Raw genomic sequence first — 22,575 nt, 5'->3', positions numbered from 1 at the left:
GCCGACGCCGAGACCGGGCCGATACGCTGACCGTACCCAGCCCGGTCGCCTTCGGTGTACAGGAGGAACAGCGTGTCCAGCAGCAGTCCGGAGGAGCGTACGCTCGTATTGATCAAGCCTGACGCGGTCCGCCGCGGGCTGGTCGGCGAGATTCTCTCCCGATTCGAGGATAAGGGCCTGCGGCTCGACGCGATGGTGCAGCGGATGCTGGATGAGGACCTCGCCGATCAGCACTACGCCGAGCACGTCGGAAAGCCCTTCTACCCGCCGCTGAAGACCTTCATGACCAGCGGCCCACTGGTCGCGCTCGTACTCTCGGGCGACCAGGTCATCGAGGTGGTACGGGGCATGATCGGCGTCACCGATGGCCGGCGGGCCGCGGCCGGCACCGTCCGGGGTGACCTGTCGCTGTCGAACCGGGAGAACCTCGTGCACGCCTCCGACTCCGTCGACAGCGCGAAGCGCGAGATCGGGCTCTGGTTCCCGGAACTGGTCTGAGGATCGCGGCTGCGGCGTTGTCGCGCGACGGCAGGGTCGCGCCGACGGCAGGGTCGCGCCGACGGCAGGGTTGCGCCGACGGCAGGGTCGCGTTCACGCCAAGGTGGTGTCGCGTCCCCGGCGCGGTCGTCATGGGGTGTTCCCAGGTTGGCCATCTGGGCCGTGGGGAAAGGTCATGTCGGCTCGGTAGACCGGTGGGGTAAGTACCCCGTCCCCGGAGGAACCATGACCGAGTTTGATCGACGTACGCTCCTGCGGACCGGCCTCGCCGTGGGGGCGGGAGTCGCTGGCGGAACGCTCCTGGGGGGCGTCGGTGGCGCCGCCGGGCCGGTCGCCGCGGGCTGGCGCCCAGCCGGTCGTCCCGTTCTGACGCACGGGGTGCAGAGCGGCGGCGTCTCCGCCGAGTCGGCGGTGGTGTGGACCCGGGCTGATCGGCCCGGCCGGATGCTGGTGGAGGTGAGCCGCCGGCCGGACCTGCGGGACGCCCGGCGGCTGCGGGGGCCGGTCCTGGACCCGGCCGGGGACTTCACCGGCAAGGTACGACTGCGCGGGTTGCCGGCCGGTGAGCGCTGGTACTACCGGGTCCGGGCGGAGAGCCTGGACCGGCCCGGGTTGTGCAGCGAGCCGCTGACCGGCTCCCTGCGGGCCGCCCCCGGTCCCCGCGCGCGGCGCGACATCCGGTTCGTCTGGACCGCAGATATCGCGGGGCAGGGCTGGGGCATCGCCCCCGACTTCGGTGGCATGTCCATCTTCGCCGCCATGCGCGCCGCCGAACCCGACTTCTTCCTCTGTAGCGGCGACACGGTGTACGCCGACAACCCGCTGCCCGAGACGGTGTCGCTGCCGGACGGGCGGGTCTGGCGGAACCTCGTCACCCCGGAGAAGAGCAAGGTCGCCGAGACCCTGGCGGAGTTCCGGGGGCAGTACGCGTACAACCTGCTCGACGAGCACCTGCGGGCGTTCGCGGCCGAGGTGCCGCAGGTCAACCAGTGGGACGACCACGAGGTGACGAACAACTGGTATCCGGGCGAGGTGCTGACCGATGACCGGTACACGGAGAAGCGGGTCGACGTGCTCGCCGCCCGCGCCCGGCAGGCGTTCGACGAGTGGTTACCCACCCCGATCCGGGGACCCCGCTACCGGCGGCTGCCGTACGGGCCGTTGTTGGACGTCTTCGTGCTGGACATGCGTACGCACAAGGACCCGAACGATGGGAACACCTACCCGGACCCGGACCGGGGGCTGCTCGGCCAGGAGCAGCGGGAGTGGCTGATCCGTGAGCTGACCCGCTCCCGGGCGATGTGGAAGGTGATCGCCGCCGACCTGCCGCTCGGGCTGGTGGTGCCGGACAGTTCGGGGGCCCAGGAGGGGGTGGCGCAGGGCGACCCGGGGGCGCCGGCGGGCCGGGAGTTGGAGTTCGCCGAGGTGCTCCGGGCGGCCCATCGCGCCGGGGTGACCGGCATCTTCTTCCTCACCGCCGACGTCCACTACACCGCCGCCCACCACTATGACCCCGCCCGGGCGGCGATCGGGGACTTCACGCCGTTCTGGGAGTTTGTCTCCGGCCCGGCGCACGCCGGCGCCTTCGGCCCCAACCGGCTGGACGGCACGTTCGGCCCGCAGGCGGTCTTCGTCAACGCGCCGCCCAGCGGGAACACCAGCCCCGCGGTGGGTTTCCAGCACTTCGGCGAGGTGCGTATCGACGCCGACAGCGGTGCCTGCACGGTCCACCTGCGGGAACGCACCGGCAACTCACTCTGGAGCACGACGCTTCCCGCTCCGCGGTGACCCCGCCGGCCGATCAAGGAGCTGGTCGGAGCTTCGTGATCGGCCGGTCCGGCGGTGGGAAAGTGGGCCGCGATCTCTGCCCGGGGTCGGGTAGGGTTGGCGACCACATGGCGACGAACCGGCTATCACCGGTGAGCCTCCGGAAGAAAGGGCCGCCGTGCCCGAGTAGAACCGGACGGGTCCGGCCCGTCACAGCCGGCCAACGAGCGGGCGGTCGATCCTGGCCGCCAAGCGGGGTGGTACCGCGGGCCCGGCCCGGCGCGCCGACGGCGTCCGGAGCGGGTTCGTCCTCGCAGACCCACAAAGAGTGAGCTGCGAAGGAGCGCGACCCCCCGATGGCCTATCCGTTGCATGACCCGACCGCGACCGGAGTCCCCGCGAGCCCGGACCTGCCCGCGATCGAGCGTCGGGTCCTGGAGCACTGGACGGCCGACAAAACCTTCGAGGCATCCGTCGAGGCCCGGCCGGCCTCCCGCCGACCCGCGGACGGCGTCGTCGCCGGCGGCGCGCCCGCCGACAACGAGTACGTCTGCTACGACGGCCCGCCGTTCGCCAACGGCCTGCCGCACTACGGCCACCTCTTCACCGGCTACGTCAAGGACGTGGTGCCGCGCTACCAGACCATGCGTGGCCGGCGGGTGGAGCGTCGGTTCGGCTGGGACTGCCATGGCCTGCCCGCCGAGGTGGTCGCCGAGAAGCAGCTCGGCATCACCAGCAAGGCAGAGATCCTCGACCTGGGCGTGGATCGGTTCAACGAGGCATGCCGGAGCTCGGTGCTGGAGTTCACCCAGGACTGGGAGCGTTACGTCACCCGTCAGGCCCGTTGGGTGGACTTCTCCAATGACTACAAGACGCTGGACCTGGACTACATGGAGAGCGTCCTGTGGGCCTTCAAGAGCCTGCACGACAAGGGCCTGGTCTACGAGGGTTTCCGGGTGCTCGCGTACTGCTGGCGGTGCGAGACACCGCTGTCGAACACCGAGACCCGGATGGATGACGTCTACCGGGACCGGCATGACCCGACGCTCAGCGTGTGGTTGACGCTCACCCCGGATTCCAGCGCGCCGGAGCTGCTGCGCGGCGCCGTCGCGCTGGGGGTGTGGACCACCACGCCGTGGACGCTGCCGTCCAACCTCGCGCTCGCCGTCGGCCCGGACATCGAGTATGCGGTGCTGGAGCGGGACGGGCAGCGCTACGTGGTGGGCGCCGCCCGGGTCGCCGCGTACGCCAAGGAGTTGGAGGGCTACCAGCAGGTCGGCACCGTGTACGGCCGGGACCTGGTCGGTCGCCGGTACACCCCGCTGTACGACTTCCTGGTCGAGCCGGCGGGGGAGCACGCGTACCAGGTGCTCGGCGCGGATTTCGTGACCACCGAGGACGGCACCGGGATCGTGCACCTGGCGCCGGCGTTCGGCGAGGACGACCAGAACACCTGTAACGCCGCCGGCATACCGACGGTGGTCACGGTGGACGAACGTACCCGGTTCACCGCGCTGGTCCCGCCGTACCAGGGGGAGCAGGTCTTCGACGTCAACAAGCCGGTGATCCGGGAGTTGAAGGAGCGGGGCGTGGTGCTCCGGCAGGACACCTACACCCACGCGTACCCACACTGTTGGCGCTGCGACACCCCGCTGGTCTACAAGGCGGTGTCGTCCTGGTTCGTCGCGGTGACCCGGTTCAAGGATCGGATGGTCGAGCTCAACCAGCAGATCAACTGGACTCCGGGGCACATCAAGGACGGCTCGTTCGGCAAGTGGCTGGCCAATGCCCGGGACTGGTCGATCAGCCGGAACCGGTTCTGGGGCTCACCGATCCCGGTGTGGAGGTCCGACGACCCGGCCTATCCGCGGGTGGATGTCTACGGCTCCCTCGCCGAGTTGGAGCGGGACTTCGGCGTCCGCCTGACCGACCTGCACCGGCCGGCGGTGGACGAGCTGGTCCGCCCCAACCCGGACGACCCGACCGGGAAGTCCATGATGCGCCGGGTCCCGGAGGTGCTGGACTGCTGGTTTGAGTCCGGTGCGATGCCGTTCGCCCAGGTGCACTACCCGTTCGAGAACGCCGACTGGTTCGAGTCGCACTACCCGGGTGACTTCATCGTCGAGTACATCGGGCAGACCCGCGGCTGGTTCTACACGATGCACGTGCTCGCCACGGCGTTGTTTGACCGGCCGGCGTTCCGCAACTGCCTGAGCCACGGCATCCTGCTCGGGTCGGATGGGCGCAAGATGTCCAAGAGCCTGCGCAACTACCCGGATGTCTATCACATCTTTGACACCTACGGCTCGGACGCGATGCGCTGGATGCTGGTGTCCTCCCCCGTGCTGCGCGGTGGTGACATGGCGGTGCACGAGGCCGGCATCCGGGACGCGGTCCGGCAGGTGCTGCTGCCGCTCTGGAACGTCTGGTACTTCTTCTCGCTCTACGCCAACGCCGACGGGCGTCAGGCGCGGCGGAGCACCGCCTCGGCGCACCTGCTCGACCGGTACGTGCTGGCGAAGACGAACGAGCTGGTCTCCACGGTGCAGGCGCAGCTGGACGGGTACGACATCTCCGGTGCCTGCGCCACCGTCCGGTCCTATCTGGACGCGTTGACCAACTGGTACGTACGTCGTTCGCGGGACCGGTTCTGGTCCGGCGACGAGGACGCCTTCGGCACCTTGTGGACGGTGCTGGAGGCGGTCTGCCGCGTGGTCGCACCGCTGGCACCGCTGACGGCCGAGGAGATCTGGCGGGGCCTGACCGGTGAGCGTTCGGTGCACCTGACGGACTGGCCGGTGGCGGAGGAGTTCCCCGCCGACCACGACCTGGTCGCCGCGATGGACGCCGTGCGGGGGGTCGCCTCGGCGGCGTTGTCCCTGCGTAAGGCGCGGGGTCTGCGGGTACGGCTGCCGCTGTCGGTGCTGACCGTGGCCACGCCGGCCGCCGCCGCGCTGCGGCCCTTCGCCGACCTGGTCGCCGACGAGGTCAATGTGAAGCGGGTCGAGTTCACCGACGAACTGGGCAGCTACTGCGAGCAGGTGTTGACGGTGGTGCCCCGGGCCCTCGGCCCGCGGGTCGGTAAGGCGGTCCAGCAGGTGATCAGGGCGGTCAAGGCCGGTGAGTGGGAGCTGGTCAACGGTGCACCGGTCGCCGCCGGGGTCACCCTCGCCGAGGGCGAGTACGAGCTGCGGCTGGTCGCCGCTGACGCCGAGCAGTCGGCGCCGCTGCCCGGTGGTGAGGGCGTGGTCGTCCTAGACACCGAGGTCACCCCGGAGTTGGCGGCCGAAGGGCTGGCCCGGGATGTGATCCGGGTGGTGCAGCAGGCCCGCCGGGACGCCGACCTGGATGTCTCGGACCGGATCGTGGTCGCGCTAGCCGCATCCGAGCAGGTGTGGGCGGCGGTCTCCACGTACCGCGAGGTGGTGGCCCGGGAGGTGCTGGCCGATTCGGTGGAGCTCGTCCCGGGGCTGTCCGGGTTCACCGGTGAGGTGGGCGACGGCGAGCAGGTTGCGGTGACCGTCCGTCAGGTTTAGGAGAGGTGCGGGAGGGCTCGGGCCGTAGCCGGCGGCCCGCGCCCTCCCGCGCCCCGCCCGGCCAGGTTGATCTTAAAATTGGTCACTCGGTCAGCGGACCCGCTGCACCTCGCGCGGGGTGCCTGGTGGGGGTCCGCTACCGTGACACCGCCCCTGTGCCCGCATTCGACCTGCCGGAGGACCAGTGCCGCTGCTCTACACCATCGGCAAGCTCACCTTGGGGCCCGCGCTTCGGTTGGGCTTCCGTCCGACCGTGGAAGGGCTGGAGCACGTGCCGGAGACCGGCGGCGCGATCTTCGCCGGCAATCACCTCTCGGTCGCCGACGAGCTCTTCCTCGGCACGACGGTTCCCCGGCACCTGGCCTTCTGGGCCAAGTCCGAGTACTTCAAGGGCACCGGGCTGAAGGGGCGGTTCTCCAACTTCGTGCTCACCGGTCTCGGCGCCATCCCGGTCGAGCGGGGCGGCGGGCGCGCGGCGCTGTCCGCCTTCGACGCGGCCATCCCCGCGCTCCGCTCCGGTGACCTCGTCGTCGTCTACCCGGAGGGGACCCGCTCCCCGGACGGGCGGCTCTACCGTGGACGTACCGGTGCGGTCCGGCTCGCGGTGTCGGCGGGGGTGCCGATCATCCCGGTCGGCATGATCGGCACCGACAAGGTGCAGCCGATCGGTGCGCGCGTGCCCCGCCCCTTCACCGGGCGGATCACCGTTCGGTTCGGCAAGCCGTTGGACTTCACCGGGCGGTCGGACGACCGCAGCTCGCTGCGGGTCATGACCGATGAGGTGATGAGCGAGATTCAGAAGCTCACCGGTCAGGAGTATGTCCCGCGGTACGCGCCGGCACGTGGGCGTCCGCCGATGGACGGGGAACCGGGCCCGGTCTGAACCGACGCCGAAGGAGCGGTGGCTCCGGCGGTTGACCTCGCCGGGCCGGGCCGAGTCGCGGGAACGGACGCCGGAGGGGTCAGTCCGACTGGACGACGATCTGCTTCCGTAGGGCGCCGAGCAGGGTGGCGCTGTCTGGCACCGAGAGCCGGGTGAAGACGGCGGTGGCGATGCTGCCGTGGTCAACGGAGGTGCAGACCACGACGTCGGTGTCGTCGTCGTGGCCAAGAGCACAGCTTCCGTGCCGGCTGCGGACCCCGGTCCCGACGACCTGCGACGGGCCGAGCGCGTACTGGCCGGTGAGCCGCTCCAGCTCGGCCTCCGCTGTCGACTTCGGCGTGAGCCAGAGGCCGGTGCCACCGAAGACCGTCACCTGCTTGCCGGCGCCGGTGCGGTATATGCCGGCGAAGGAATCGCTGGCCGTCCAGTGCGCCTCGTCCACCTGCCGCGCCAACTCCGCCGCGGTCTCCGTGCTGTGGTGGTCGTCGAGTAGGCGCAGGTCCCCGAACGTGGTCGGGAGGGTGGCGTGTGCCGGGAACTGGTTGAGCACCGGTGTCGCCCAGTAGGCCGGGCCGCCGCAGCAGCATGCGATGACGAACAGCAGCGCCCAGGGCCACTGCCGGCGGTTGCGGCTCGGTGTCGCGCCGGTTGGCTTCGATGTCGGCCGACCGGGGGCTGGTGGACTGGTGGAGCCGGCGGGCCGTGGGGTCGGGTTGCTGTGGTCAGGTGAGGCGGGAGCGCCGGTGGGAGCCGGTGCGGCCGGCGAAGGAAACGGGGCCGGCGGGGCAGGTGGGGCTGGCGGGTTCGACCGGGCCGGCGGGGCAGGTGGGGTCGACGGCAGCTCGATGGAGAGCAGGTCCCACCCGGTGGTGTCGGTGCCGGCCCACGGATCAACGGGGGTCTGGTCCTCCGGTGCCTCCGGGTGCCCCTCCGCCGCGGCGGGCTCGATCGACTCCTCCCGGGACCGGCGGCGTGGCAGCGGCGCGGCAGCGGACCCGCTCCCGGCGGGAGGCGGTGGTGGGGCGCTCCCGCGGGCAGGGAACCTCCGGGTCGGGGTCGGGCCGTCCGGTTCGGCGTTGGTCGGCTCCGGCATCGTGGCAATCTCCTCTCGGCGACCCGAGGCTAGTACCGATCTACCCGCGTCCGTGAGCCGCCGCCGTTGGGCTCGTGGTCGGGCGCGTATCCTTGAGCATCATGAGTGCCCCGTCCACCACGCCGCGCAGCGCCGTGGCCAACTCCGTGTGGCCCCGGCTGGAGCCGTTGCTGCCCCAGGTCGCCAAGCCCATCCAGTACGTCGGCGGTGAGTTGGGGGCGGTGGTCAAGGACTGGGACACGGCCGCCGTGCGCTGGGCCCTGATGTACCCCGACGCGTACGAGGTCGGCCTGCCCAACCAGGGCGTGCAGATCCTGTACGAGGTACTCAACGAGCAGCCTGACGTGCTCGCCGAGCGGACGTACGCGGTCTGGCCGGACCTGGAGCGGTTGATGCGTGCCCACCAGGTGCCGCAGTTCACCATCGAGGCGCACCGTCCGGTGCGGGGCTTCGACGTCTTCGGCGTCTCCTTCGCCACCGAGTTGGGCTACACGAACCTGCTCACCGCGATCGACCTGGCGGGAATTCCGCTCCTGGCCGCCGACCGCAGCGACGCCGACCCGGTGGTCGTCGCCGGTGGCCACGCTGCGTTCAACCCGGAACCGATCGCCGCCTTTGTTGACGCCGCGGTGCTCGGCGACGGCGAGGAGGCGGTCCTGGAGGTCACCACGATCGTTCGGGAGTGGAAGGCGGAGGGTTCTCCCGGCGGTCGGGACGAGCTGCTGCTGCGGCTGGCCCGCACCGAGAGTGTCTACGTGCCGCGCTTCTACGACGTGGACTACCTGCCCGACGGTCGAATCCAGCGGGTCGTGCCGAACCGCCCGGACGTGCCGTTTCGGGTGCACAAGCGGACGACGATGGACCTGGACGCGTGGCCGTACCCGAAGAAGCCGATCGTGCCACTGGCGGAGACGGTCCACGAGCGGTACGCGGTGGAGATCTTCCGGGGCTGCACCCGGGGCTGCCGGTTCTGCCAGGCCGGCATGATCACCCGCCCGGTGCGGGAACGCTCGATCACCACGGTGGGGCAGATGGTACGGGAGGGGCTGGAGTTCTCCGGCTTCCACGAGGTGGGCCTGCTCTCGCTCTCCTCGGCCGACCACTCGGAGATCGGCGACATGTGCTCCGGCCTGGCCCAGCAGTACGAGGGCACCAACGTGTCGCTCTCGCTGCCCTCCACCCGGGTGGACGCGTTCAACATCGACCTGGCGCAGGAGTTGGCCCGCAACGGCCGGCGGACCGGTCTGACCTTCGCCCCGGAGGGCGGGTCGGAGCGGATCCGCAAGGTGATCAACAAGATGGTGTCGAAGGAAGACCTCATCCGGACCGTGGTCACCGCCTACACCAACGGCTGGCGGCAGGTGAAGCTCTACTTCATGTGCGGCCTGCCGACCGAGACCGACGAGGACGTCCTCGAGATCGCGGCGATGGCACACGAGGTGATCCGGGCCGGCCGTGCGGCGACCGGCAGCCGGGACATCCGCTGCACGGTCTCGATCGGCGGGTTCGTGCCGAAGCCCCACACCCCGTTCCAGTGGGCCGCGATGGCCGGGCCGGAGGTCATCGACAATCGGCTGCGGCTACTCAAGCAGGCCGTCAACGCGGATCGCTCACTGGGCCGGGCGATCGGCTTCCGCTACCACGACGGCGAGCCGTCGCTGATCGAGGGCCTACTCTCCCGCGGTGACCGCCGGGTCGGCGCGGTGATCCGGCGGGTCTGGGAGAACGGCGGCCGGTTCGACGGGTGGAGCGAGCACTTCTCGTACCAGCGTTGGATGGAGGCCGCCGCGGAGGTGCTGCCCGACTTCGGCGTCGACGTTGACTGGTACACCACCCGGGAGCGCGACGAGTTGGAGGTCCTACCCTGGGACCACCTGGACTCGGGCCTGGACAAGGACTGGCTCTGGCAGGACTGGCAGGACGCCCTGGGCGAGTACGAGCAGGATGACTGCCGGTGGACGCCGTGCTTCGACTGCGGTGTCTGCCCGGCCATGGACACCGAGATTCAGATCGGCCCGACGGGTAGGAAACTGCTTCCGTTGACCCCGGTCAACGGGCTGCGGGTCCCCAGCGCCCAGCAGGAGCAGTAGGTCCCGGGGACCGGCGACCGTCGTCGGCCTGAAACCGAGGAGCGCAACGATCAGTAGGAAACGACAGCCGGAGGGCGGGCAGGCGCCGGTCGTCCAGCGGATTCGCCTCCGGTACGCCAAGCGGGGGCCACTGCGGTTCACCTCGCACCGAGACTTCGCGCGCGCCTTTGAGCGGGCGCTGCGTCGGGCCGGCGTACCGATGGCGTACTCCCAGGGCTTCACCCCGCACCCGAAGATCTCCTATGCCAGCGCCGCGCCGACCGGCGTGGCGAGCGAGGCCGAGTACCTGGAGATCGGGTTGCGGGAGCCGGTCGACCCGGCGGCGTTGCGGGCTGCGCTTGACGCGGCCCTCTCGCCCGGACTCGACGTGCTGGATGCCGTGGTGGCGACCGGCGGCAGCCTGGTCGACCGGATCGAGGCGGCGCACTGGCGGATCGAGTTGCCGGAGGTGGACCCGGATGTGCTGCGCGCGGCGGTGGCCGCCTTCACCGCCGCGGACGAGGTCTTCGTCGAGCGGATGACCAAGCAGGGCCGGCGGACTTTTGACGCTCGGGCAGCTGTCATCGATGTCAATGTGATCATGTCGGATGAGACACCTTCCGAGGCCGCGGGAGTACCGTGTGCGATACTCGAGCTGGTCGTGCGGCAGGTCACTCCCGCCGTTCGACCCGATGACGTCCTTTCCGGCCTCCGCGTGGTGGCCGACCTGGAGCCGCCGGTGTCGCCGCGGGTGACCCGGCTGGCTCAGGGCACGTTGACCACGCAGGGTGCGATCGCGGATCCGTTGGACGCGGGCCGCGACGGGGCAGTTATCGATGGACGCTGACCGACGGTCGGTGTCTGGCTAGGCAGACTTCGCCGGTCGCGTCGATCGCGACTGGCGGAAACACCTTTTGCGGCGACCCTGCGTGGCAGCGCTCACCCGCGCCCGGGGTAGCCAGAACTGGAGACGTCCATGCTCGAGAACGAGCCCGAGGGCGGCGAACGCACCGGCTTCCACCCGGATGGCGAGACCGCCGAACACCGTGTTGGCGACAGTGCCGCCTCCGCGAGCACCGCGTCGGAGAAGGGCGACCGGGCTGCCCGGGAACCCGCCGGGGGCACCCCGGAGTTGGTCGGCCCAACGACGAGTGAGGCGGTGGGTACCGGCGCGGCCGAGCCGGCGACTCGGGTCCGCAAGCGGGTCAGCCGGAAGCGGGTGACCCCGGTCAGCCGACCGGAACAGAGTGAGGCGCCGATCGAGGCGGGTAGCGCCGCCACGCCGGGGGCGGGCGAGGCACCCCAGGCCGAGGTGCTTGCCCCGATCGCGGGCGACGATGAGTCACCGACGAAGGCGACGCGTCGTCGTCGGAAGGCTACGACGGCCAAGACGCCGGCGGAGCCGGTACCGGCCTCCGGCGCGCCGGAGGAGGAGGCGGCGGCGGACACCGTGCGGCCGGTGAAGGCGACGCGGACCCGCCGCAAGAAGACTGCCGCCCCCGCGCCGGTCGAGCCCATCGCTACGCCGACTGAGGCCGCTGCTCCGGTTGACCCGATTGCACCCGTCGAGCCGGCTGCTCCGGTCGAGCCGGCTGCTCCGGTCGACCCGATTGCACCGGTCGAACCAGCCGCGCCCGAACCGGTTGCCGCGACTGAAGCGGAGCAGACCGAGTCAACTCCACCCGGCGGTGCCGCGGTGGGGGAGGTACCGCCCGGGGTGGCGGTAGCCGACCCGGTCGAGCCGGAGCGCCCGGCCCGTGGCCGACGCGCCCGGCTCTCCGCCCCAACAGTGCTGTTCATGGCTCCGTTGCCCGAGGAGCCGGTGCCGGCCCGGGCCGCCGAGGCACCGGCCGCCGCTGAGCCGGCCGCGGAGGAGCCGGTCGAGACGTCGCGGCGCCGCCGGCGGGGCCGCCGCAGCGGCGAGTCGACCGCGGAGGCCGAGGCCGTCGAGGCCGGGGAGGACCGGAAGGCCGAGGAGGTCGCGGCGGCCGAGGAGGTCGCGGCGGCCGAGGAGGTCGCGGCCGCCGGGGAGGTCCCCGAGGGCGAGGACGAGGACGACACCCTTGGTGGCCGGCGCCGCCGTCGGCGGGGTCGTCGCGGGCGTGGCCGGGGCAAGGGGGGCGCCGACGAGGTCGAGGAGCAGGAGGCCGAGGAGGCCGCTGTCCAGACCGAGGCGGTGGAGCCGGAGGCCGAGGAGGACGATGAGGCCGAGGCCGGAGGAGGCGACGGGTTGACCCGCCGCCGCCGCCGTCGGCGCCGGCGTGGTGCCGGAGACGTGGAGGCCGCCGCAGAGGACGGGGTGCCCACGGTCGTCAAGATCCGGGAGCCGCGTCGCACCGTTGACGAGGTACAGGGTGTCTCCGGCTCGACCCGGCTGGAGGCCAAGCGCCAGCGCCGCCGGGACGGCCGCGAGCAGCGCCGGACCCGGCCGCCGATCCTCAGCGAGGCAGAGTTCCTGGCCCGCCGGGAGGCGGTGGACCGGGTGATGGCGGTCCGGCAGCGGGGCGACCGGACGCAGATCGCCGTACTGGAGGACGGGGTGCTGGTCGAGCACTACGTCACCCGCAACTCGGCGGTCACCATGGCCGGCAACGTCTATCTGGGCAAGGTGCAGAACGTCCTGCCCAGCATGGAGGCGGCGTTCGTTGACATCGGGCGCGGCCGCAACGCCGTGCTGTACGCGGGTGAGGTCAACTGGGACGCCACCGGGCTGGAAGGGCGAGCTCGCTCGATCGAGCAGGCCCTCAAGTCCGGTGACTCGGTCCTGGTACAGGTCACCAAGGACCCGATCGGACACAAGGGCGCGCGGCTGACCAGCCATGTGGCGCTCTCCGGCCGGCACCTCGTCTACGTGCCGGGCGGCAACGCCTCCGGGATCAGCCGCAAGCTGCCGGACAACGAGCGCAAGCGGCTGCGGGACGCACTGAAGAAGCTGGTTCCGGAGGGAGCGGGCGTGATCGTGCGTACCGCCGCCGAGGGGGCCACGGAGGACGAGCTGGCGCGGGATGTCAAGCGGTTGCAGGCGCAGTGGGAGGACATCCAGGCGAAGGCGGGCCGAGGCGGTGCGCCGGTGCTGCTCTACGAGGAGCCAGATCTGGTCATCCGGGTTGTCCGAGACCTCTTCAACGAGGACTTCCGGGAGCTGGTGATTGAGGGTGAGGGCGCGTACGACCTGGTTGAGTCGTACCTGTCGCACGTCTCGCCGGACCTGGTCGCCCGGCTGCGCCGGCACGTGGGCACCGTGGACGTCTTCACCGAGTACCGGATCGACGAGCAGATCCTGAAGGGTCTGGACCGCAAGGTCTTCCTCCCCTCCGGGGGACACCTGGTGATCGACCGAACTGAGGCGATGACCGTGGTGGACGTGAACACCGGTAAGTACACCGGTGCCGGCGGGAACCTGGAGGAGACGGTTACCCGGAACAACCTGGAAGCCGCCGAGGAGATCGTCCGGCAGCTGCGGCTGCGGGACATCGGTGGCATCGTGGTCATCGACTTCATCGATATGGTCCTGGAGTCGAACCGGGAGTTGGTGCTGCGTCGGTTGACCGAGTGCCTGGGTCGGGACCGTACCAAGCACCAGGTGACGGAGATCACCTCACTTGGTCTGGTGCAGATGACCCGGAAGCGGATCGGTGCCGGCCTGCTGGAGGCGTTCAGCGAGGCCTGTGAGTGCTGCAAGGGTCGTGGGTTGATCCTGCACACCGAGCCGGTGCCGGAGAAGCCACGTGCGGGCGGCAGCGGAGAGAAGGTCAAGGCGGTGGCGCCGGCCGAGTCGGGCGGGTCGTCCCGCCGGCGGGCGCGGAAGGGAACTTCCGCCGCCGAGCGGACCGTGGCCGAGAGCGAGGAGGCCCGGGGCGCTGGTACCGCCACGGAGGCCACCTCCACGACGTCCGGTGCTGACTATTACGACACGATGGGCTATGACCTCTCCCGATATGAGGTTGAAACACCGGCTGCCCCGAGCGCGGTAGCGAGCCAGAGCGGCGACATGGCGCGGCTCGCGGCGCCCGACGACCCGGACGCGGTGGGCGGCGAGGACGGCGAGGAGCCCGAAACCGCGGGCCGGCGGCGCTCCCGCCGGGGCGGTACGCGACGCCGTACCCGCCCCTGATAGCGCGCCGTGCCCGCCCCTGACGGCGGTGCCGCGCCGACCGGACCCGCCCCGCGGGTCCGGTCGGCGCACCCTCCTGCCGGGTAGCGCTGGGCGTTTCGGCCGGCCGGTTTGGGGGAGCTCCGGACCATGGCGTACGCTTGCCGGCGGCGCACTTTGGTGTGCCGACCTCCCGCGTGCCCGCGCCGCCGTGCCTTGTGTCATCCGGCGAGCCGCCGTGGGAACGACCGCCAGCAGCCTCAACGACAGGGAGTCCGCCTCCGATGTACGCGATCGTCAAGACCGGCGGCAAGCAGTACAAGGTCGCCGAGGGCGACGTGATCGAGGTCGAGAAGCTCGCCGGTGCCCCCGGTGACGCGGTGCAGCTTGCCGCGGTGCTCCTCGTCGACGGTGACGACCTGGTGACCGACGCGGCGAAGCTTGCCAAGGTCGAGGTGTCCGGTGAGATCGCCGCGCACACCAAGGGCCCGAAGATCCGGATCCACAAGTTCAAGAACAAGACCGGCTACCACAAGCGCCAGGGTCACCGTCAGCCGTTGACCCAGGTGAAGGTGACCGGCATCTCCAGCGGGAAGTAGGTCGTCCTCCAATGGCTCACAAAAAGGGTGCGTCCAGCTCGCGTAACGGTCGTGAGTCTGCGGCCCAGCGGCTCGGCGTGAAGCGCTTCGGTGGTCAGCTCGTCAGCGCGGGCGAGATCATCATCCGCCAGCGTGGCACCAAGTTCCACCCGGGTGACCTGGTCGGCCGGGGCGGGGACGACACGCTCTTCGCGCTGGCCACCGGCTCGGTCCAGTTCGGTACTAAGCGCGGTCGCAAGACCGTCAGCATCGTTCCGCAGCAGTAGGCTCCGGCGAAGCGGGCCGCGGACCTGGCGTCCCGGCCCGCTTCGGCTTTTCTTGTGCTCAGTACGACCCCCGCTGGAAGGATTGGTGGCGTGACGACGTTCGTTGACCGGGTCGTCCTACACCTGCAGGCCGGCGACGGCGGGCACGGCTGTGTCTCGGTCCACCGAGAGAAGTTCAAGCCGTTCGGCGGCCCGGACGGGGGTAACGGTGGGCACGGCGGCAGCGTCTCACTGGTGGTTGATCCGCAGGTGCACACGCTGCTCGACTTCCACTTCCGCCCGCACGTCAAGGCCGCCAACGGCCGGGGCGGGGCCGGCTCGAACCGGGACGGCGCGAACGGCGTCGACTTGGTCCTCAAGGTTCCCAACGGCACCGTCGTGCAGACCACCGACGGTACGGTCCTCGCCGACCTGGTGGGTGCCGGGACGACCTTCGAGGTGGCCCGGGGCGGCCGCGGTGGCCGCGGTAACGCCTCGCTGGCCAACGCCCGCCGCAAGGCGCCGGGCTTCGCCGAGCTGGGCGAACCCGGCGACCAGATGGACGTGGTGCTGGAGCTGAAGAGCGTCGCCGACATCGGTCTGGTCGGCTACCCGTCCGCGGGTAAGTCCTCGCTGATCTCGGTGATGTCGGCCGCGAAGCCGAAGATCGCTGACTACCCGTTCACCACCCTGGTGCCGAACCTCGGCGTGGTCCGGGCAGACAACCACACCTTCACCGTCGCGGACGTACCCGGCCTGATTCCGGGCGCGGCCACCGGCAAGGGGCTCGGCCTGGAGTTTCTCCGGCACATCGAGCGCTGCGCGGTGCTCGTGCACGTCGTCGACACCGCGGCCCTGGAGACGGAGCGCGACCCGGTGGCCGACATCGACGCCCTCGAGGCGGAGCTGGCCGCGTACGGTGGGCTGGTTGATCGGCCGCGCCTGGTCGCGCTCAACAAGGTCGACGTGCCGGACGGGCGGGACCTGGCCGAGATGGTCCGGCCGGAGCTGGAGGCCCGCGGCTTCCGCGTCTTCGAGGTTTCGGCGGCTACCCGGGCCGGGCTCAAGGAACTGATGTACGCCATGGGTGAACTGGTGACGGCGGCGCGTGCTGCCGCACCGCCGGCGGAGCCCGCCCGGATCGTGATCCGGCCCAAGGCGGTCGACGACGCGGGCTTCTCCGTGGAGGCTGCGTCGGGCGGTGCCTGGGTGGTGCGGGGCACCCGCCCGGAACGGTGGGTCCGGCAGACGAACTTCGACAACGAGGAGGCGGTCGGCTACCTGGCTGACCGACTGGCCCGGCTCGGCGTCGAGGAGAAGCTCGGCAAGGCCGGTGCGCAGGCGGGCGACCTGGTCCGAATCGGCGAACGCGAGTTCGACTGGCAGCCGACGCTGTACACCGAGTTCGTCCCCGGGATACGCGGCGGTGACCAGCGGCTGGCGGATAAGTCGGAGCGGCCGTCGGCCGCCGAGCGGCTGGCAGCCCGCAAGGCCCGGCGGCAGCGCCCGGAGGATGAGGCCGAATCCGGTGAGCCGGTCGGCGACGACGCGGAGTGACCGACCGTACCGACTGATCCGCCTGGGCCTCCACACCGGGTGCGGGCCAGTTTTGGGCTGATGGGTGGCCGCACCGGGTGCGGGCCACGTCGGGGCGGCGGGCGAGCCAGACGGGCCGATGGACGGCGTCAGGGCCGGTCCAGGGGAGTGTCGAGCCGGCCCCCGGTGCCTTTCTGGTTGGACAGGAGCAGGCCGAGCACGAGCATCGCGAAGCCGAGCCCGAGGTGTAGCCAGTTGTCGGCGTCGTTCACCGGGATCACGTTCGCCGAGCTGGACCGGTCGATCACGAGTCCATAGATCCACAGGGCGAGGGTGAGCGCACCACCCACGGTGAGGAAGACCCGTGCCCCGCCTACCCGGCGGGCCAGCAGCAGGCCGGCGAGGCCGGAGCCCAGCAGCAGGATGTTGTGCAGGAAAGAGACCTGGAACAGGCCAAACAGCTGTGCTTCGGAGTCTGGCCCGGCGAACCGCAACTCGGCATAGTTGGTGGTGATCCCGGGCACGAACCCGAGCACCCCCAGTAGGAGGAGGATACCCGCCACGGCGAGGGCCGCGACCTGGAGCCCGGTCCGCGACCGCGCTCGTGGCTGCTCTGCCATGCCTGCACCTCCGTCGATCCGCGGCCCATGGCGCCGTGGCGCGGGCTCGCCCCCCGACCCGACAGTCCATCATTGTCCGGTCCCACCAGCGGACTCCGCAGCCAAACGGTGGATCACACCGGTGGCCGGCCGGAACCCGGGCGGGCGAAGGGCCGGACGCACCGCCTCGACCCGGACCGTCGATCCAGGCCGAGGCGGTCCAGCCGAATCAGTCCAGGTCGAACTCGCCGTCCTGGGCGCCGGCGACGAAGGCGTCCCACTCGGCCTGGGTGAACACGAGTACCGGCCCGTCCGGCTCGGCGGAGTTCCGCATGCCGATCAGGTCGTCGACGAACGCGACCTCGACGGCGGCCTCGGAGGTGTCGCCCTCGGCTCGCTGCCAGACGGCCCGCGAGACATCGAAGTCGCCTTTGGGGTGCGTCGTCATGGTGCTTTCCTCCAGTGCGTGGGTTGGGGGGCAATTCGTATTGTTCCATCGGGCAGGATAAGCGGATGCCGAGCCTTACCCGCGTAGAGGCGACCGCGCGCGCCGCGGTGATTTCTGTCGAGTCCTATCAGGTGGACCTCGACGTGACCGGCGAGGAAGGGTTTCGTTCGCAGGTCACCATCCGGTTTCGGGCGACCCCGGGTTCCCGGACGTTCGTCGAGTGCCAGCCGCAGCGCCTGCGCTCCGTCCGAATCAACGACATCGACCTTGACCCCGCCCTGCTGGTCGACAACCGGCTGCCGCTGACCGGCCTCGCCGAGCGGAATACGCTGACGGTCGAGGCGGAGATGGGGTACACCAACACCGGTGAGGGGATGCACCGCTTTGTCGACCCGGCCGACGGGGAGACCTACCTGTACGCCATGTCCTTCCTCGACCAGGCCCAGCGCATCTTCGCCGCCTTCGACCAACCCGATCTCAAGGCCCCGGTCACCCTCGCGGTGACCGCCCCCGAGCACTGGACCGTCGCCGCGAATGGCGTACTGGCTGCCTCGCCGCGTCCTGGGCGGTGGGAGTTCGCCCCGACCGCACCGCTGGCCACGTACCTGGTCTCGGTGATCGCCGGGCCCTGGTATGTCCACCGGGACGAGCATGACGGCATCCCGCTCGGCGTCTGGTGTCGTCGGTCGCTCGCGCCACACCTGGACGCGGAGATCGACGAGATTCTCACAATCACGAAGCAGTGCCTGGACCGGTATCACCAGCTCTTCGCGCAGCGGTACCCGTTCGGCAAGTACGACCAGGCGTTCGTACCGGAGTTCAACGCCGGGGCGATGGAGAATCCGGGGCTGGTGACCATCCGGGATGACTACGTCTTCCGGTCCGCGGTCACCGAGAGCGAGCGCGAGTGGCGGGCCAGCACCATCGCGCACGAGATGGCGCACATGTGGTTCGGGGACCTGGTCACCATGCAGTGGTGGGACGACCTGTGGCTGAACGAGTCGTTCGCCGAGTACCTGGCCACCCGGGTGACCGCGGAGGCCACCCGCTTCGATCGCGGCTGGACGACCTTCGCGATGCGGCGCAAGATCTGGGGGTACGCGGCCGACCAGCGCCCGTCGACCCACCCGGTCGCCCCGGCGGAGGTGACCGACGCCGCCCAGGGCCTGCTCAACTTCGACGGCATCTCGTACGCGAAGGGCGCCGCGGTGCTGCGCCAGCTCGTGGCCTGGCTCGGCGACGACGACTTCCTGGCCGGGCTCAACGCGTACTTCGCCGAGCACCGGTTCGGCAACGCCACCCTGGCGGACCTGCTGGCCAGCCTGACGGCGGCCAGCGGGCGTGACCTGACCGGCTGGGCCCGGTGCTGGCTGCGTACCGCGCAGGTCAACACGCTGCGGGCGGAGGTCTCGCTCGATGCCGATGGTCGATACACCGAGGTGGCCCTGGTGCAGAGCGGGCCGGAGTCCCACCCGGTGCTGCGCCCGCACCGGGTCGGTGTCGCCCGGTACGCCGCTGACGGCACCGTGCAGCACCGCCTGGTGGATCTTGAACCCTCCGTCGACGGCGGTCGCACGGTGCTCACGGACCTGGCCGGGCAGGTGGGCGCCCAGCTGCTGCTGCCGAACGCGGGCGACCTGACCTACGCCAAGATCCGACTGGATCCGGCCTCGGCGGACGCGGTACCACTGTTGCTGCCCCGCCTGACCGACTCGCTCGCGCGGGCGCTGCTCTGGGGCGCTGAGCTGGACGCCGTCACTGATGGGGAACGGCCGGTCACGGAGCTGGTGCAGCTGATCACCACCGCGCTGCCGGCCGAGAACGAGGTGGTGATCGTCGAGGACGTGGTCGCGATCAGTCGATCGCTGATCAACCGTTACCTCGCCCCCCGCGCCCGGGAGGCGGCCCTAGCCCAGGTCGCCGTGGCCACCGGGCAGCTGCTCGACACCGCGCCGCCCGGTGGCTCACTGCAGCTCGCCGCGGCCCGCGGTTGGGTCGCCACGACCGACGACGTGGACCGACTGACCGGTTGGTTGGCCGGCCGGGTCGGGCCGCCGGGGCTCGCGATCGACGCGGAGCTGCGGTGGGAGGTGCTGGGGCGGCTGGTGGCGTTGGGTGGGGCCGGTGCGGCGGAGATCGCCGCCGAGGCGGCAACCGACCCGAGCGCCACCGGGGCCGAGCGGGCCGCCCGTTGTCGTGCGGCCCTGCCCGACCCGGCGGCCAAACAGGTTGCCTGGGAGATCATCGTGGCGGACACGGAATGCTCCAACCGCCTGGTCGCGGCTACCGCGAAGGGATTCTGGCAGCCGGAGCAGGCGACGGTGACTGCCCCGTACGTGGGGCGGTACCTTGCCGACATGCCAACCGCCTCGCGGTTGCGCACCCCGTGGGCGGCGGAGCGGATCGCGGAGCGGGCGTTTCCGCGTTATGCGGTCGCGCAGAGCACCCGGGAGGGCGTCGCGGAGCTGCTCACCCGGGGAGATCTCACCCGGGGTCTTCGTCGGACGTTGATCGACGCGGACGACGACATGCGCCGGGCGCTGGTCGCGCGGACCGCCGTCGCGGCGGTGGACGCCTGAGGAGCGTGGGCTCGGCCGGTGGGGAAGCCGGGGTGGCGTCGGCGCTGGCTGCGCGGTCGGCCTAAGATCGCGGAGTGGAGGAAGACATCCGGCGGGTGGGGATCATGGGCGGCACGTTTGACCCGATCCACCACGGGCACCTGGTCGCAGCGAGCGAGGTGGCCGACCGGTTCGGGCTGGATGAGGTGATCTTCGTCCCCACCGGGCAGCCGTGGCAGAAGGAGGACGAGCCGGTCAGCCCGGCCGAGGACCGATACCTGATGACGGTCATCGCCACCGCCTCCAACCCCCGCTTCCAGGTCAGTCGGGTCGACATTGACCGTGGCGGCCCCACCTACACCATCGACACGCTGCGTGACCTGCGGGCCGTGTACGGCGCCAAGGTGCAGCTCTTCTTCATCACCGGCGCGGACGCCCTGGCGAAGATCCTCTCCTGGAAGGACCTGGACGAGGCCTTCGGGTTGGCCCACTTCATCGGCGTGACCCGGCCCGGCTTCAGGTTGTCCGACGCGCACCTGCCCGCCGACACGGTGAGTCTGGTGCAGGTGCCCGCGATGGCGATCTCCTCCACCGACTGCCGGGTCCGGGTCTCCCGCGGCCAGCCGTTGTGGTACCTGGTGCCCGACGGCGTGGTGCAGTACATCGCAAAGCGGCGGCTCTACCAGCAGTGATCCATCCTGGTCTGCGACCCTTTCTGCCCGAATGCGCCGTAACCGACCGGCTGGGTCGCGCTTTCATGTGAGACGCTTAAGGGGTCGCACGCATGATCGAAGGAGAACGGTGACAGTTTCCGAACGCGCACACGAGCTGGCGACCGCCGCCGCCCAGGCCGCCGCCGACAAGAGGGCGCAGGACATCGTCATCATTGATGTGGGTGATCAGCTCGCCATCACCGACGCGTTCCTGCTCGCCGCCGCCCCAAACGAGCGTCAGGTGCTCGCCATCGTTGACGCAATCGAGGAGCGCCTGCTCCAGCTGCCGGAGAAGGCCAAGCCGGTCCGGCGCGAGGGGGAGCGGGGCGGTCGTTGGGTGCTGCTCGACTACGTGGATATCGTCGTGCACGTCCAGCACACCGAGGAGCGCGAGTTCTACGCGTTGGACCGGCTCTGGAAGGACTGCCCGCAGATCCCCTTCGTGGACCGCGACCTCGCCGCCGCTGAGCCCGGCGCCGCCGAATGACTCGGCTGATCGTCTGGCGGCACGGCAACACCGACTGGAACGCCAGCGGCCGGGTGCAGGGGCAGACCGACATCGGTCTGAACGATCTCGGTCGGGATCAGGCCCGGGCTGCCGCCCAGCTGCTCGCCGGGTTCCACCCCGAAGTGATCTTCGCTAGTGACCTGCAGCGGGCAGCGGACACGGCCGCCGCTCTGGCCGCCCTGACCGGTCTGCCGGTCCACACCGATGTACGGCTGCGGGAACGGCACTTCGGGCCCTGGCAGGGGCTGCGGCTCACCGAGGCGGCCGAACAGTACCCGGACGAGTACGCCCGCTGGCGAGCTGGTCACCCAGATCCAGGAGCCGGCATCGAGACCTTGGACGACGTCGGTAAGCGGCTGGGAATCGCGTTCCAGGAGGCCGCCGATACCGCCGCCGGTGGGACGGTGGTGGTCGCCACCCATGCTGGTGCCGCCCGTCAGGGCGTCGGTCAGCTACTGGGCTGGGAGCCCGCCGTGCTGCGCACGATCGACTCATTGCGCAACTGCCACTGGACTGAGCTGTGGCACGACGAACAGCGGGGTTGGCGCCTCCGGGCACACAACATCGGGCCGCGCTACGACGCCGACTCCACTGCTGGCCACCGATAGCGGCTCCGATAGCGGCTATCCGGTTTGTGGCCGTTCATCCGGTTGAGGCGTTCTGGTCTATGCCGGTTTGGGGTGTGGTCGGGGGCACGGTGGTGGTGGAATCTCGGCGGGCGTGGGGGCGTTACACCCTGCGTACGGCCGAGGAGGTGCCCCCGCGTGAGCGGGTGCCGCCGGGTGGCCGCCGCCGGGAATGCTGGTGGCCGGCCGGTCGTTACATCTGGACCCGGCACCGTGCAGGCCCCCGGTGAGGGCCCGCGGTCGCCGACCCTCTTCCCTTGATCTTTTTGAGCGCCGGACGGTGCTTGCACCCTGCCGCCTGACCCCCCTTTCGGGCGTGTGTGTGGGTGTCGACCCCCGAATGGAGCAACCCTGATGAACACGATTCTGCGTCGTAGTGTCCTTGGTGTCGCTGGTCTGGCCCTGTCCACCGGTGTCATCGCCGGCCCCCTGGCCGCCCTGACCGACGCCACCCCCGCCCCGGCCTCGGCCGCTGCTGCGGCGGTGCAGGCGGACAAGCCGGATATGGGCACGCTGATCCCGCACGGCACCCAGGGCGAGCAGTCCCGCATCACCCTCGGCGACGAGCAGACCGGCAACGTGAAGGCCATCATCGAGGCCACCAAGGCCGCCGGCATGGACGAGCGGGCCGCCGTGGTCGCCATCGGCACCAGCCTGCAGGAGTCGAAGCTGGAAAACCTCGGCCACCTGGGTGACCGTAACGACCACGACTCGCAGGGCCTGTTCCAGCAGCGCCCCTCCAGTGGTTGGGGCACGGTGGAGCAGATCACCGACCCCGCCTACTCCACCACCGCCTTCCTGGAC

Annotated in this window: 18 protein-coding genes; 15 read left to right on the top strand and 3 right to left on the bottom strand. The window is 70.8% G+C overall.

The annotated features are described in order from the left end of the window. The first annotated feature begins 72 nt into the window (after positions 1-72). From ndk to T398_RS24390, 4 genes are all read left to right on the top strand, one after another. Entirely contained in the window at positions 73-498 is a 426-nt protein-coding gene (ndk, locus tag T398_RS24405) for a nucleoside-diphosphate kinase (protein WP_496450203.1), read from the top strand. 225 nt (positions 499-723) lie between these two features. Beyond that, a complete protein-coding gene (locus T398_RS24400; RefSeq protein WP_496450202.1) occupies positions 724-2,286 on the top strand; it encodes an alkaline phosphatase D family protein in 1,563 nt (520 codons plus the stop codon). 335 nt (positions 2,287-2,621) lie between these two features. Beyond that, a complete protein-coding gene (gene ileS / locus T398_RS24395; protein ID WP_496450201.1) occupies positions 2,622-5,801 on the top strand; it encodes an isoleucine--tRNA ligase in 3,180 nt (1,059 codons plus the stop codon). Positions 5,802-5,985: 184 nt separating this feature from the next. Then, a complete protein-coding gene (locus T398_RS24390) occupies positions 5,986-6,684 on the top strand; it encodes a lysophospholipid acyltransferase family protein (protein ID WP_496450200.1) in 699 nt (232 codons plus the stop codon). A 79-nt stretch (positions 6,685-6,763) separates the two neighbouring features. Here the strand turns inward: T398_RS24390 and T398_RS24385 are convergent, their stop codons facing one another. Next, the gene (locus tag T398_RS24385) at positions 6,764-7,777 is read right to left on the bottom strand and encodes a hypothetical protein (protein WP_496450199.1); all 1,014 of its coding nucleotides are present in this window, start codon (positions 7,775-7,777) and stop codon (positions 6,764-6,766) included. Positions 7,778-7,878: 101 nt separating this feature from the next. Between T398_RS24385 and T398_RS24380 the strand changes: the two genes are divergently transcribed. From T398_RS24380 to obgE, 6 genes are all read left to right on the top strand, one after another. Next, complete coding sequence (locus tag T398_RS24380) at positions 7,879-9,867, top strand: TIGR03960 family B12-binding radical SAM protein (protein WP_496450198.1); 1,989 nt, start codon at positions 7,879-7,881, stop codon at positions 9,865-9,867. A gap of 100 nt (positions 9,868-9,967) precedes the next feature. Further along, the gene (locus T398_RS24375; protein WP_496450209.1) at positions 9,968-10,693 is read left to right on the top strand and encodes a TIGR03936 family radical SAM-associated protein; all 726 of its coding nucleotides are present in this window, start codon (positions 9,968-9,970) and stop codon (positions 10,691-10,693) included. A gap of 129 nt (positions 10,694-10,822) precedes the next feature. Beyond that, positions 10,823-13,960, top strand: coding sequence for an Rne/Rng family ribonuclease (locus tag T398_RS24370; protein WP_496450197.1), 3,138 nt, complete (start codon positions 10,823-10,825; stop codon positions 13,958-13,960). A 263-nt stretch (positions 13,961-14,223) separates the two neighbouring features. Next, a complete protein-coding gene (rplU, locus tag T398_RS24365; RefSeq protein ID WP_018223008.1) occupies positions 14,224-14,538 on the top strand; it encodes a 50S ribosomal protein L21 in 315 nt (104 codons plus the stop codon). A gap of 11 nt (positions 14,539-14,549) precedes the next feature. Beyond that, positions 14,550-14,804 (top strand): 50S ribosomal protein L27, encoded by a 255-nt coding sequence (rpmA, locus tag T398_RS24360; RefSeq protein WP_018216629.1) that lies wholly within the window; start codon positions 14,550-14,552, stop codon positions 14,802-14,804. Between the two features lie 90 nt (positions 14,805-14,894). Beyond that, the gene (obgE, locus tag T398_RS24355; protein WP_496450196.1) at positions 14,895-16,340 is read left to right on the top strand and encodes a GTPase ObgE; all 1,446 of its coding nucleotides are present in this window, start codon (positions 14,895-14,897) and stop codon (positions 16,338-16,340) included. Between the two features lie 128 nt (positions 16,341-16,468). Here the strand turns inward: obgE and T398_RS24350 are convergent, their stop codons facing one another. Beyond that, positions 16,469-16,939, bottom strand: a complete 471-nt coding sequence (locus tag T398_RS24350) for a DUF4383 domain-containing protein (RefSeq protein WP_496450195.1) — start codon at positions 16,937-16,939, stop codon at positions 16,469-16,471. A gap of 208 nt (positions 16,940-17,147) precedes the next feature. Further along, positions 17,148-17,366 carry a DUF397 domain-containing protein gene (locus T398_RS24345; RefSeq protein WP_018216626.1) on the bottom strand — a complete coding sequence of 73 codons (219 nt, stop codon included), beginning with the start codon at positions 17,364-17,366 and terminating at the stop codon, positions 17,148-17,150. Positions 17,367-17,431: 65 nt separating this feature from the next. Here T398_RS24345 and pepN point away from each other — a divergent pair, with 65 nt between their 5' ends. The 5 genes from pepN to T398_RS24320 form a co-directional block, all read left to right on the top strand. Continuing rightward, positions 17,432-19,945, top strand: a complete 2,514-nt coding sequence (gene pepN / locus T398_RS24340; RefSeq protein ID WP_496450194.1) for an aminopeptidase N — start codon at positions 17,432-17,434, stop codon at positions 19,943-19,945. Positions 19,946-20,019: 74 nt separating this feature from the next. Then, positions 20,020-20,616, top strand: coding sequence for a nicotinate-nucleotide adenylyltransferase (nadD, locus tag T398_RS24335; protein ID WP_496450193.1), 597 nt, complete (start codon positions 20,020-20,022; stop codon positions 20,614-20,616). A gap of 109 nt (positions 20,617-20,725) precedes the next feature. After that, positions 20,726-21,124: a ribosome silencing factor gene (gene rsfS / locus T398_RS24330; protein ID WP_018216623.1), complete on the top strand. Its 399-nt coding sequence runs from the start codon at positions 20,726-20,728 to the stop codon at positions 21,122-21,124. Continuing rightward, positions 21,121-21,753, top strand: a complete 633-nt coding sequence (locus tag T398_RS24325; protein ID WP_496450192.1) for a histidine phosphatase family protein — start codon at positions 21,121-21,123, stop codon at positions 21,751-21,753. Before rsfS ends, T398_RS24325 begins: the two co-directional genes overlap by 4 nt. A 372-nt stretch (positions 21,754-22,125) precedes the next feature. Next, positions 22,126-22,575, top strand: a 450-nt coding sequence (locus T398_RS24320) for a hypothetical protein (RefSeq protein WP_496450191.1), incomplete at its 3' end; no start/stop codon positions are given.

The sequence above is a fragment of the Salinispora goodfellowii genome, assembly GCF_059570675.1.
The sequence above is the reverse complement of the archived record's forward strand: the minus strand, read 5'-3'. Positions and strand labels throughout refer to the sequence as shown.